The organism is Pseudomonas sp. s4 (genome assembly GCF_046764235.1).
Lineage (GTDB): Bacteria > Pseudomonadota > Gammaproteobacteria > Pseudomonadales > Pseudomonadaceae > Aquipseudomonas > Aquipseudomonas asiatica.
The window spans coordinates 5,225,172-5,238,038 of sequence record NZ_CP177209.1 but is presented as its reverse complement, the minus strand read 5'-3'; the positions used below and the strand labels follow the sequence as shown (position 1 = coordinate 5,238,038).

Annotated in this window: 10 protein-coding genes; 7 read left to right on the top strand and 3 right to left on the bottom strand. The window is 63.4% G+C overall.

The window, feature by feature from the left end; genetic code table 11:
* Positions 1–218: 218 nt before the first annotated feature.
* The 4 genes from secA (at position 219) to ACK56M_RS24265 (ending at position 6,086) form a co-directional block, all read left to right on the top strand.
* A complete protein-coding gene (secA, locus tag ACK56M_RS24280) occupies positions 219–2,954 on the top strand; it encodes a preprotein translocase subunit SecA (protein ID WP_015271704.1) in 2,736 nt (911 codons plus the stop codon).
* 196 nt (positions 2,955–3,150) lie between these two features.
* Positions 3,151–4,368, top strand: a complete 1,218-nt coding sequence (argJ, locus tag ACK56M_RS24275; protein WP_023662147.1) for a bifunctional glutamate N-acetyltransferase/amino-acid acetyltransferase ArgJ — start codon at positions 3,151–3,153, stop codon at positions 4,366–4,368.
* A gap of 144 nt (positions 4,369–4,512) precedes the next feature.
* Positions 4,513–5,145, top strand: a complete 633-nt coding sequence (locus ACK56M_RS24270) for a glutathione S-transferase family protein (RefSeq protein WP_411959107.1) — start codon at positions 4,513–4,515, stop codon at positions 5,143–5,145.
* Complete coding sequence (locus tag ACK56M_RS24265) at positions 5,142–6,086, top strand: Nudix family hydrolase (protein ID WP_015271701.1); 945 nt, start codon at positions 5,142–5,144, stop codon at positions 6,084–6,086. Before ACK56M_RS24270 ends, ACK56M_RS24265 begins: the two co-directional genes overlap by 4 nt.
* Before the next feature lie 143 nt (positions 6,087–6,229).
* Here the strand turns inward: ACK56M_RS24265 and ACK56M_RS24260 are convergent, their stop codons facing one another.
* Genes ACK56M_RS24260 through ACK56M_RS24250 form a run of 3 tightly spaced genes read right to left on the bottom strand, consistent with a single transcriptional unit; the run spans position 6,230 to position 9,784 of the window.
* Complete coding sequence (locus tag ACK56M_RS24260; protein ID WP_015271700.1) at positions 6,230–6,796, bottom strand: cob(I)yrinic acid a,c-diamide adenosyltransferase; 567 nt, start codon at positions 6,794–6,796, stop codon at positions 6,230–6,232.
* A 1-nt stretch (position 6,797) separates the two neighbouring features.
* On the bottom strand, positions 6,798–8,828 hold the full coding sequence (locus ACK56M_RS24255) for an ATP-binding protein (protein WP_013974101.1): 2,031 nt from the start codon (positions 8,826–8,828) through the stop codon (positions 6,798–6,800).
* Between the two features lie 38 nt (positions 8,829–8,866).
* Entirely contained in the window at positions 8,867–9,784 is a 918-nt protein-coding gene (locus tag ACK56M_RS24250; RefSeq protein ID WP_137137701.1) for a putative 2-dehydropantoate 2-reductase, read from the bottom strand.
* Positions 9,785–9,884: 100 nt separating this feature from the next.
* Between ACK56M_RS24250 and ACK56M_RS24245 the strand changes: the two genes are divergently transcribed.
* From ACK56M_RS24245 to ACK56M_RS24235, 3 genes are all read left to right on the top strand, one after another.
* Positions 9,885–10,370: a YajQ family cyclic di-GMP-binding protein gene (locus ACK56M_RS24245; protein ID WP_013974099.1), complete on the top strand. Its 486-nt coding sequence runs from the start codon at positions 9,885–9,887 to the stop codon at positions 10,368–10,370.
* 114 nt (positions 10,371–10,484) lie between these two features.
* On the top strand, positions 10,485–11,327 hold the full coding sequence (locus ACK56M_RS24240; RefSeq protein WP_015271698.1) for a mechanosensitive ion channel family protein: 843 nt from the start codon (positions 10,485–10,487) through the stop codon (positions 11,325–11,327).
* A 211-nt stretch (positions 11,328–11,538) separates the two neighbouring features.
* Positions 11,539–12,783 carry an MFS transporter gene (locus tag ACK56M_RS24235; protein WP_015271697.1) on the top strand — a complete coding sequence of 415 codons (1,245 nt, stop codon included), beginning with the start codon at positions 11,539–11,541 and terminating at the stop codon, positions 12,781–12,783.
* Positions 12,784–12,867 lie beyond the last annotated feature (84 nt).

The following is a 12,867-nucleotide window of genomic DNA, read 5'->3' as shown; positions in this document are numbered from 1 at the left end:
TCATTCTCGATACGTTTCATCTTCCCGAACCTTGAACTCAGGGAAAATGCCCTTATCTAAAACAAGCCCCCGCCAAAACGCTGTCCAAGCATCGTGGAAATCCACCACTTTCCTCACCATCGTTTCCGGGTAGAATGCTCGTTCGCATGCGGCCTCAGGGCTGCACGGGCGACTCATGGGGCCGCCCTCCATCCCTACGTGTGGAAGATCCTGCCGATATGTTTGCGCCTTTGTTAAAGAAACTTTTTGGAAGCAAGAACGAGCGTGAAGTCAAACGCATGCTCAAGACGGTGAACATCGTCAATGCTCTCGAAGAGAAGATGGTGGCCCTCTCCGACGAGCAACTGCGGGGCAAGACCGCAGAGTTCAAGGAGCGCCTGGCCAAAGGCGAGACACTGGACCAGTTGCTGCCTGAAGCCTTCGCCGTGGCCCGTGAGGCCGGCAAGCGCGTGATGGGCATGCGCCACTTCGACGTGCAGCTGATCGGTGGCATGACCCTGCACGAGGGCATGATCGCAGAAATGCGTACCGGTGAAGGCAAGACCTTGGTCGGTACCCTGGCCGTGTACCTCAACGCATTGTCCGGCAAGGGCGTGCACGTGGTCACCGTCAACGACTACCTGGCCCGCCGCGACGCCAACTGGATGCGCCCGCTGTACGAGTTCCTTGGCCTGTCGGTCGGCATCGTCTCGGCCTTCCAGCCGCCGGAAGAAAAGCGTGCCGCCTACGCGTCCGACATCACCTACGGCACCAACAACGAATTCGGTTTCGACTACCTGCGCGACAACATGGCGTTCAGCCAGGAAGAGAAGTTCCAGCGTGAACTGAACTTCGCCGTGATCGACGAAGTCGACTCCATCCTCATCGACGAAGCGCGTACCCCGCTGATCATTTCCGGCCAGGCCGAGGACAGCTCCAAGCTGTACATCGAGATCAACCGTCTGATCCCGCGCCTTACCCAGCACATCGAGGAAGTGGAAGGCCAGGTCACCCAGGAAGGCCACTTCACCATTGACGAAAAGAGCCGTCAGGTCGAGCTGAACGAAGCCGGTCACCAGTTCATCGAAGAGATGCTCACCCAGTCCGGCCTGCTGGCCGAGGGCGAGAGCCTGTATTCGGCGCATAACCTGAGCCTGCTGACCCACGTCTATGCTGGCCTGCGCGCGCACAAGCTGTTCCACCGCAACATCGAGTACATCGTCCAGGACGGCCAGGTCCTGCTGATCGACGAGCACACCGGCCGTACCATGCCGGGCCGCCGTCTGTCCGAAGGCCTGCACCAGGCCATCGAAGCCAAAGAGAACCTGAACATCCAGGCCGAGAGCCAGACCCTGGCTTCGACTACCTTCCAGAACTACTTCCGCCTGTACACCAAGCTGTCCGGCATGACCGGTACCGCTGACACCGAAGCGTTCGAGTTCCAGTCGATCTATGGTCTCAACGTGATGGTCATTCCGCCGAACAAACCGTTGGCACGTAAAGACTTCAACGACCTGGTGTACCTGACCGCCGACGAGAAATACGCCGCGATCATCGCCGACATCAAAGAAAGCATGAAGCAGGGTCGCCCGGTGCTGGTGGGTACTGCGACCATCGAAACCTCCGAGCACATGTCCAACCTCCTGAAGAAGGAAGGTATCGACCACAAGGTGCTCAACGCCAAGTACCACGAGAAGGAAGCCGAGATCATCGCGCAAGCCGGTGCGCCAGGTGCCCTGACCATCGCCACCAACATGGCCGGCCGTGGTACCGACATCCTGCTGGGCGGTAACTGGGAAGCCGAAGTGGCAGCCCTGGAAAACCCGACCGCCGAGCAGATCGCCCAGATCAAGGCCGACTGGCAGAAGCGTCACCAGCAGGTGATCGAGTCGGGTGGCCTGCACGTGATCGCTTCCGAGCGCCACGAATCGCGCCGTATCGACAACCAGCTGCGTGGCCGTTCCGGCCGTCAGGGCGACCCGGGCTCCAGCCGCTTCTACCTGTCGCTGGAAGACAGCCTGATGCGTATCTTCGCCTCTGACCGGGTGAAGAACTTCATGAAGGCGCTGGGCATGCAGTCCGGCGAGGCCATCGAGCACCGCATGGTCACCAACGCCATCGAGAAGGCCCAGCGCAAGGTCGAAGGCCGCAACTTCGACATCCGCAAGCAGTTGCTGGAATACGACGACGTGGCCAACGAGCAGCGCAAGGTGATCTACCACATGCGCAACAGCCTGCTGGCCGCCGAGAACATCGGCGACACCATCGTCGAATTCCGCAAGGAAGTCCTGGACGCTACCATCAGCCAGCACATTCCGCCGCAGTCGCTGCCCGAACAGTGGGACGTGGCCGGCCTGGAGGCTTCGCTGGCCAGCGATTTCGCCATGAAGCTGCCGATCCAGCAGTGGCTCGACGAGGACGATCACCTCTACGAAGAGACCCTGCGCGAGAAGCTGCTGAACGAAATCACCACCGCGTACACCGAGAAGGAAGACCAGGCCGGTATCGAAGCCCTGCGTACCTTCGAGAAGCAGATCCTGCTGCGTGTGCTGGATGACCTGTGGAAAGACCACCTGTCGACCATGGACCACCTGCGTCACGGTATCCACCTGCGTGGTTATGCGCAGAAAAACCCGAAGCAGGAGTACAAGCGCGAATCCTTCAGCCTGTTCCAGGAGCTGCTCGAGTCGATCAAGCGCGACACCATCCGCGTGCTGTCGCACGTTCAGGTACGCCGCGAAGACCCGGTCGAAGAGGAAGCCCGCCTGCGCCGCGAGGCCGAGGAACTGGCCAGCCGCATGCAGTTCCAGCATGCCGCTGCTCCGGGCCTGGAAAGCGAGCAGCTGAACGAGGAGGGCGCCGAAGTGGCTGTTGCCTCGGCACCGGTGCGCAACGAGCAGAAGCTGGGCCGCAACGAGCCGTGCTGGTGTGGTTCGGGCAAGAAGTTCAAGCATTGCCACGGGCAGATCGAGTGATCTGACCAGGCTGTTGTAACCTGAAACATCCGGGGCCGCTTTGCGGCCCATTCGCGGCACAAGGCCGCTCCTACAGGGACCGCGCCCGCCCCAATGGTTGCGATGTCCTTGTAGGAGCGGCCTTGTGCCGCGAATGGGGCGCGAAGCGGCCCCGCTCTTCCATCACCTGTTCACCGTATTTTCTAGGAGCGCTCTAATGGCTGTTGGTCTTGGTCCTTTGCCCACCCTGCACCCGGTTCCGGGTTTTGAACTCGGCATCGCTTCTGCCGGCATCAAGCGCCCGGGGCGCAAGGATGTGGTGGTCATGCGCTGCGCCGAAGGCTCCAGCGTGGCTGGTGTGTTCACCCTCAACGCCTTCTGCGCAGCGCCGGTGATCCTGTCCAAGCAGCGTGTGCAGGGCACCGTGCGCTATCTGCTGACCAACACTGGTAACGCCAACGCCGGCACCGGCGCGCCAGGCCTGGCCGCCGCCGAGCGCACCTGCGCCAAGCTGGCCGAACTGGCCGGCGTACCGGCCGAGTCGGTACTGCCATTCTCCACCGGCGTGATCGGCGAGCCGCTGCCGGTCGAGAAGATCGAAGGCGCACTGCAGGCCGCCCTCGACAACCTGTCGGAAAACCACTGGGCTGAAGCTGCCACCGGCATCATGACCACCGACACCCTGCCCAAGGGGGCCAGCCGCCAGTTCCAGCACGATGGCGTGACGGTTACCGTCACCGGCATCAGCAAGGGTGCAGGCATGATCCGCCCGAACATGGCCACCATGCTCGGCTACATCGCCACCGACGCCAAGGTTGCCCCGGCGGTGCTCAAGGACCTGATGCTGGACGGCGCCAACAAGTCGTTCAACCGCATCACCATCGATGGCGACACCTCGACCAACGACTGCTGCATGCTGATTGCCACTGGCAAGGCCAACCTGCCGGAAGTCACCGAAGCCAGCGGCGCACTGTTCGAAGCGCTGAAGAAGGCAGTGTTCGAAGTGTGCATGGAAGTGGCCCAGGCCATCGTCCGTGACGGCGAAGGCGCCACCAAGTTCGTTACCGTACAGGTCAACGGCGGTGGCAACCACCAGGAATGCCTGGACGTCGGCTACGCCGTGGCCCACTCGCCGCTGATCAAGACTGCGCTGTTCGCTTCCGACCCCAACTGGGGCCGTATCCTCGCCGCCGTCGGCCGTGCCGGCGTACCGGAGCTGGACGTGAGCCTGATTGATGTGTACCTGGACAGCGTTTGCATTGCCAGCAAAGGCGGCCGTAGCCCGAGCTACACCGAAGACCAGGGTGCCAAGGTTATGGCCCAGGAAGAGATCACCATCCGTATCGAGCTGGGCCGTGGCCAGTGCAGCGAAACCATCTGGACCACCGACCTGTCCCACGAGTACGTGAAGATCAACGCCGAGTACCGTACCTGATGTAGCTGGGGCCGCTTTGCGGCCCGATCGCGACACAAGGCCGCTCCCACAAGCACCTGCTTACACCGCCCCATGTGGGAGCGGCCTTGTGTCGCGAAAGGGCTGCAAAGCAGCCCCAGAATTCCCAAACGATGGAGCCGAACCATGAGCTATCACCTGATCATCGGCGACAAGCTGTATTCCTCCTGGTCGCTGCGTGGCGCCCTGGCCCTCGAGCTGGCTGGCGTGCCTTACGAAGAAACACTGATCAAGCTGAACCAGCCTGACACCCGTCAGCGCATCCTCGCCTTCTCGGCTACCGGCAAGGTACCGCTGCTCAAGACAGAGAACGGTGTGATCGCCGACTCGCTGGCCATTGCCGAATACCTCAACGAACGCCACCCCGACGCGCAGCTGTGGCCTGCCGACGTGGCGGCCCGGGCTCAGGCCCGTTCGGCCTGCGCGCAGATGCACAGCGGCTTCTTCGCCCTGCGCGGCGCGATGCCGTTCGACCTGTCGCGCGACCAGGCGCTGGACAGCGTGCCGCTGGAGGTTCAAATCGATATCGACCGTATCGTTGCACTGTGGTCGGAATGTCGCCTTGCGGCCAAGGACAGCGGCCCGTTCCTGTTCGGCAGGCCGAGCCTGGCTGATGCCTTCTTCGCCCCGGTGGCGGTGCGCCTGCGCACCTACCGTGTGGAAGTGCCTGCGGAGGCGGCGACTTATATCGAAACCATTTATCAGTGGCCAGCCTTCCAGGCCTGGCAAAAGGCTGGCCTGGCGGAGCGTGAAGGGTGAAACGGATTCATGTTGTAGCTGCTGTCATTCGCGGTACTGACGGCCGTATTCTGATCGCGCGGCGCGCCGATACCCAGCACCAGGGCGGTCTGTGGGAATTCCCGGGCGGCAAGGTAGAAGAGGGTGAGGGCGTCGAGGCGGCGCTGGCCCGCGAGCTGCGCGAGGAGCTGGGTATCGAGGTGAGTCGTTCGCGCGCGCTGATCAAGGTCAGCCACGATTACCCGGACAAGCAGGTGCTGCTGGATGTGCGCGAAGTCGAGGCATTCACCGGCGAGCCGCATGGCGCCGAAGGGCAGCCGCTGGAATGGGTTGCTCCACGCGATTTGCCCCAATACGAATTCCCCGAGGCCAACAAGCCGATCGTTGCAGCCGCGCGCCTGCCGGATCAGTACCTGGTCACCCCCGATGGCCTGGAAGTGCCGCAGATGCTCAAGGGCATCCAGAAGGCAGTGGCAAGTGGCATTCGCCTGATCCAGTTGCGTGCCCCGGACATGTACGATCCCAAGTATCGCGATGTGGCGGTGGATGCGGTCGGCCTTTGCGCGGGCAAGGCGCAGCTGATGCTCAAGGGGCCGCTGGAGTGGCTGGGTGACTTCCCAGCCGCGGGTTGGCACCTGACGGCTGCACAACTGCGCAAGTATGCCGCCAACGGCCGGCCGTTCCCCAAGGAGCGCTGGCTGGCGGCGTCCTGCCACAGTGCCGAAGAGCTGGCGCTGGCGGAGCAGATGGGCGTGGACTTTGTCACTTTGTCGCCGGTGCAGGCAACCCGGACACATCCTGAGGCGGTGCCGCTGGGGTGGGACGAGGCGCAACGTTTGATTGCCGGGTTCAACAAGCCGGTCTACCTGTTGGGTGGGGTAGGGCCGGGTGAGCGCGAGCAGGCCTGGGAAGCGGGGGCACAGGGTGTGGCCGGGATCCGGGCGTTCTGGCCTGAGATCTGAGCCGCCTGAAATTGGGGCCGCTTTGCGGCCCATCGCGACACAAGGCCGCTCCTACAAAGGAATCGCGTAATCCTGAATGAATCGCGACCCCCCTGTAGGAGCGGCCTTGTGTCGCGACGGGCTGCAAAGCAGCCCCGGCACTTTCAGCCTTTAGGCTTTTCAGCAGGTTGCCACAAAACCTCAGCCACCCCCTGCCGCCGCCCAATGATCCGCGCCGCCACAAACAGCAGATCCGAAAGCCGGTTGATATACGCCAACCCAACCCCCGCCAACGGCTCCAGCGCATTCAGCTGCTGGCACCGCCGCTCCGCACTGCGCGCCAGGCTCCGGCACACATGCGCCTGCGCCACCAGCGCCGAGCCACTGGGCAAGATAAAGTTTTTCAACGGCCCCAGCTCTTCATTCCACACATCGATCGCTGCCTCAAGCCGCGCCACCTCCGCCAGGTCCAACGCCTGATAACTGGGCATCGCCAGCTCACCGCCCAGGTCGAACAGGCGGTGCTGGCACGGCGCCAAAACCGCGCTCACTTCATCCAGCCCTTGTTCGGCCAGCCCCGCCAGCAGCAAACCCAGCTGGCTGTTCAGGCTGTCCACCTCGCCAATCGCCTCGATCCGCGGGTGATCCTTGGGCACCCGGCGCCCATCGCCCAGGCCGGTTTCGCCTTTGTCGCCGGTGCGGGTGTAGATCTTCGACAGGCGGTAGCCCATGTCATTTCTCCATTTTGGCCGGCGCCACCGCTGCCGGCTGGCCAAGGGGCAAGCGCAGGGTGAAGCAGGTGCCCTGGCCGGGCGTGGACTGCACTTCCATCTGCCCCTTGTGGTTGTTGGTGATGATGAAGTACGAGACCGACAGCCCCAGCCCGGTACCCTGGCCGATTTCCTTGGTGGTGAAGAACGGCTCGAAGGTGCGCTTGCGCACCCCTTCGGGCATGCCGACGCCGTTGTCCTCGACCTGGATTTCCGCCCATGGCGGGCTCAAGCGGGTACGCAGGGTGATGCGCCCGGGCTCGCTCGGCTGCGGCCGCTGGTGGATGGCCTGGGCCGCGTTTTTCAGCAGGTTGAGCAGCACCTGCTCCAATTCGTTGGCGGTGCACGGCACCGGCCCCAGGTCGGGGTCGAACTGACGCACGATGGCCTGGCCCTTGAAATCGAAGCCTATGGCCAGGTCGAAGTCGTTGCTGGCAATCTCCACCGCCTGATCGATCAGCGCCGGCAGGTCGCACGGCGCCAGCTGACGGTTGCTGCGGCGGCTGAAGCTGAGCATGTGGGTGACGATCTTCGCTGCCCGGGCACCGGCCTGCTGGATGCCGTCGAGCAATTGTGGCACTTCGCGGCTCTCCAGGTAGCGGTTGACCGTGGGCAGGTCGATGCCCAGCTCCTCTGCCTGTTCCTGATTGCGCGGCAGTTCTGGTGACAGGCGCCGGCGGATGTTCTGCACGTTATGCAGGATCGCGCCCAGCGGATTGTTGATCTCGTGGGCCATGCCGGCGGCCAGGCCGCCGACCGAAAGCATCTTTTCCGATTGCACCATCATTTCTTCCAGCGACAGGCGCTGGGTGATGTCGTCGATACGGATGACAACGCCACGGCCGCCGCCACCGGTCAGCGGGTAGAAGGTCAGGGCGTAGTGGCGCAGGTCGTCACCCTTGGGCCAGGTGACCCGTTCGATCTTCGCCACCCGGTGCTTTTCCACTGTTTCCTTCAGTTGCGGCAGGAACGGCTTGAGCGGTTCGAAGGCTATGAAGATCGGCTGATTCAGCGCCTCGTCCAGAGGCGTGCCGGAAAGTACCGTGGCTTCGTGGTTCCATTGGGTCACGTAGAGCTGCTCATCGAGGGCGATCAGTGCCGAGGGCATCGAGTCGATGATGCTGTTGAGGTAGTTCTGGAAGCCGGTGAGTTTTTTCTCGATCTTGCTGCGCACCTGAACTTCCAGTTCCAGCTTGCGGTTGGTGTGGCGGGTTTCCTCGGCCAGGCCCTGGGCCTGGTCGTAGGCCTCCTGAAACTCGTCGCGGGTGCGCTTGAGTTGCTGTTCGCGGGCTTCGATGCGCGAGAGCATGGTGTTGAACGCTTCGGCCAGGCTGCCGATTTCGTCGTCGTTACCGCGCTGCGCACGCAAGGCATAGCTCTCTTCGCGGGTGACCTGGCGGCTGAGCTCTTCGAGCTGGTTGATCGGCTGGGTGATCAGGCGTTTTATCTGTCGGGCTATGACGATCCACAGAAGGATGCTGAACACCAGGATGCCCAGGCTGGCGCTGAGGGTGCCGGTGTAGAAAGCCGTGGGCAGTTCACTGCTGGCCACCAGCAGCAGGTGTGCGGGCGGGTTGGCGTCACGTGGCATGCGGATCAGCTGGGTGCTGCGAAACTCCATCAGGCGCCAGCCGTCGATGTTGCGAAAACGCTTGGGCAGTGCCAGCGGCTCGCCGTGCTGCAGCTGCGCCAACATGCGGCCATCGCCACCGTAGACGGCAGCGGCGCGCAGCGGCGTGTAGCTGTCCAGCTCCTTCAGCAGGGCGCTGGCGGTGTCCGGTGTATCGCCGGCGCGCGCCGCCAGTTGCGGGTTGGCCACCAGCCGGCCGATGGTGTGCAGCGCCTGTGGCGCCATGCTTTCCTGGGTGATCCAGTAGGCGGCGCTGATGAAGGTGAGGTTGGCCACCAACAGGATGGTCACCAGCAACACCAGCAGGGCCGCCAGCAGCTTCTGCCCGACCGGGAGGTTTTCCAGGCGTTGGCGCAAGGTCATGGGCTAGGCAATATCCGTATCCGGTTGAAAGGGCTGCGTCAGTCGCAGGGCAAACCACGCACACGCAGGTTATCGACCAAGTGCTGCAGCAGGCGTTCCAGCTCTGGCAGCTGCAGGCCATGACGGCCGGCGGCGCGGCAGGCATGGCCAAGCAGGTAGTGCACCTCGGTGCGGCGGCCTGCGCGTACATCCTGGTACATGGAAGAGTAGTTGGCCGCAGTGGCGAGGATCACCCGCTGCACTTCTTCGTTCAGCCCGTCTGCCGCTTCTGGCTGGCCACAGCGGTGCAGCAGTTGGGCCAGCTCGGCGCACAGCGCATCCACTTCGCCCAGGTGCCCCAGCAGCCCGCCGTTCTGGCAGTCGTGCAGCACGGTCAGCGGGTTGATGGCGCAATTGAGTGCCAGCTTGCGCCACAGGCGGGTGAGGATATCCACCGTCCACTCGGCAGGGATGCCAGCCTGATGCAGGTCATCGAACCAGGCCGGGATCGTCGGGTTGCATGGGTCACCCAGCCAGTTGAAGCCGTGGCCGGCAAAGCGTACCTGCCAATCTCCCTCGCGGAATGCGCCTTCGGTACTGGAGGCGAAGATGCAGCGTGCATGGGGCACCAGGTCGGCGACCTCGTCCTGGCTGCCCAGGCCGTTCTGCAGCAGAACCACCTCAGCGTCTTCGGCCAGGCGAGGTGCCACGCCGGCGATGGCCGGGGCGGCGTCGTAGGCCTTGCAGGCCACCAGCAGGCGATGGATCGGGCCGCGTGCCTGCGCGGTTTCGGCGGGGATGGCGTAGTGGCGGGACTGGTCCTGTTCGACCAGGGTCAGGCCGCCGGCCTGCTGGTAGGCCTGCAGCCGCTGCCCGTCACGCAGGATCAGGCGCACTGCCTTGCCCGCGCGCGCCAGGCGGCAAGCCCACAGGCTGCCCAGGCTACCGGCGCCGAGAATATGCCAGGTGCTGCTCATATGCGTTTCGCAACCCGTTATAATGAGCCCGCATTTTAACCGTCAAACCCAGCGCGCTCCATCTTCAGCCTGAGCGCGCTTTTATTTTGGGAGAACAACCATGCCTTCGTTCGACGTGGTATCGGAACTGGACAAGCACGAAGTGCAGAACGCGGTCGACAACGCCATCAAGGACCTGGACCGTCGCTACGACCTCAAGGGCAAGGGCACCTTCGAGTTCAAGGACAAAGAGCAGACCGTGATGCTCACCGCCGAGGAAGAGTTCCAGCTCGAAGCGATGTTGGAAATCCTGCGCCTGGCGCTGGTCAAGCGCAAGATCGACGTGAAGTGCCTGGAAACCAAGGACCCGTACGCCTCGGGCAAGGAAAAGAAACAGGAAGCCAAGTTCCGCGAAGGTATCGACAAGGATCTGGCGAAGAAGATCGTCGCCACCATCAAGGATGCCAAGCTGAAAGTGCAGGCCGCCATCCAGGGCGAGCAGGTACGCGTTACCGGCAAAAAGCGCGACGACCTGCAGGAAGCCATTGCGCTGCTGCGTACCAAGGAATTCGACATGCCATTGCAGTTCAACAACTTCCGCGACTGATGTGGGCATCGCCCGGAACCCCGATGGCCAAATGATGTCCATGGGGACCGGGGCTGCGCCATCGCGCGTGGCCAGTTCTACCGTGTACTTGCCGCTCGGCATCAGGAGATGAATATGGATTTGAACGCTGAAGTCGATCAGCTGGTCCGCCAATCCCAGACCTGGATCCCCTTGATCATGGAATATGGCAGCCGTGTGCTGCTGGCGCTGCTGACCCTGGCGGTCGGCTGGTGGATCATCAACAAGGTCAGCGCCCGCCTGGGCAAGCTGGTTGGCCTGCGCAACGCCGACCTGGCGCTGCAGGGCTTCATCAGCACCTTGTCGAATATCGTGCTGAAGGTGCTGCTGTTCGTCAGCGTGGCGTCGATGATCGGTATCGAGACCACCTCGTTCGTTGCCGCCATCGGTGCCGCGGGCCTGGCCATCGGCCTGGCCTTGCAGGGCAGCCTGGCGAACTTCGCCGGCGGTGTGCTGATCCTGATGTTTCGCCCGTTCCGCATCGGTGACTGGATCGAGGCGCAAGGCGTGGCCGGCACCGTCGACAGCATCCAGATCTTCCACACCGTGCTGCGCACTGGTGACAACAAGACGGTGATCATGCCCAACGGCAGCCTGTCCAACGGCATCATCACCAACACCAACCGCCAGCCGACGCGCAAGGTGGTGTTCGATGTGGGCGTGGACTACGAGGCCGACCTGCAGAAGGCCCGCAACGTGCTGCTGGAGCTGGCGCAGGACCCGCGCGTGCTGCCCGACCCGGCGCCGCAGGCGGTGGTCGCGACCCTGGGCGACAGCTCGATCACAGTGTCCTTGCGCTTGTGGACCAAGACCGCCGATTACTGGGATGTGATGTTCATGCTCAACGAGCATGCGCGTGACCGGTTGAAGGCCGAAGGGATCGACATTCCGTTCCCGCAGCGGGTGATTCGCGTGGTGCAGGAGACTGCAGCGCAGTAATACCGCGTTGAAGCCGGGGCCGCTTCGCGCCCCATCGCCGGCAAGCCAGCTCCCACAGGGTTATCACAGTCTTCAGGCCTGTGTCCCTGTGGGAGCTGGCTTGCCGGCGATGGGGCGCGAAGCGGCCCCGACTTTTTACACTTGTTCACAGCAATACCCCGCCATTTCTGGCATATAGCCTGACCCCACCTGCCACACCCGATACGCCATCATGAAACCACTGCTGTACATCACCCCCCTGCGTGCCTTGCTGTTCGGCCTGACCCTGGCCCTGTTCGAGCTGCTCACCTACCTGGCCAGCGATGCCGTCATGCCGGCCATGCCGGTGGTGGTCGGCGACCTGGATGCCAGCCCCGAATACATTCCCCACGCCCTCAACCTGTACCTGCTGGGGGGCGTGGTGCTGCAATGGCTGATCGGCCCGTTGGCCGACCGCTATGGCCGGCGCCCGTTGCTGCTGATCGGCTGCGCGTTCTTCGGCCTGGCCTGCCTGGCCACCTTCTGGGTCCACGACATCGGCCTGTTCAACTTGCTGCGCCTGCTGCAAGGCATCGGCCTGGGGTTTGTGGTCACGGTCAGCTACCCGGCCCTGAACGAAGCCTTCAGCGAAGCCGACGCCGTGCGCATGATGGCCCTGCTGGCCAATATCGCCTTGCTCTCGCCTTTGCTCGGGCCGTTGGTGGGCACCTTGCTGTTGCAGTGGCTGGACTGGCGTTGGCTGTTCGTGGCCTTCGCCATTGGCGCGGTTGTGGCCTGGCTGCTGCTGTACCGGCTGATGCCGGAGACCTTGGGCGTGGAGCGCCGTGACGGCTCGCGCCTGGCATTCACGCCGATCCACCTGCTGCCACTGCTGGCCGGCTACGGCCAGTTGCTGGGCAACCGCCGCTTTGTCGCTGGCAGCGCGGCCCTGGGCCTGGTCGGTCTGCCGCTGATTGGCTGGATCGGCCTGTCGCCGGTGCTGCTGATCCACGACGAGGGGCTGAGCACCATGGAGTACGCCTTGTGGCAGTTGCCGGTGTTTGGCGGGCTGATCCTGGGCAACCTGATCATCAACCGCATTGCCGATCGCTATCCGTTGGCGGCGCTGGTGCGTGGTGCATTGTGGCCATACCTGGCCGGCCTGTGCCTGATGGGACTGGCGACATGGTACTGGCCGAGTGTGACCAGCGTGGTGGCGGGCATGTCGCTGTACGCGCTGGGGTTGGGCGTGGCCAACGCGGTGCTGTATCGCATGACGCTGTTCGCCAGCGAGCAGAGCAAGGGCCTGGTCTCGGCCATGCTGGGGATGATCACCATTGCCTTGCTGGGGTTGGGTGGGGCGCTGCTGGCGATGATTGGGGCCGGGACCAGCTTGCTGCACTTTGCCCTGGCGGCGGGTGTGGCGGGGGCCTTGGCGCTGTGGCCGCTGTGGTTTGTGGTGGGTGGAAGGCCTGGTGAGGGGGCTGTTGCTCAGTAAACTTTATTGCCTGTACCGGCCTCTTCGCAGCACAAGGCTGCTCCTACAGAGCTGTGGTGTATCTGTAGGAGCAGCCTTGTGCTG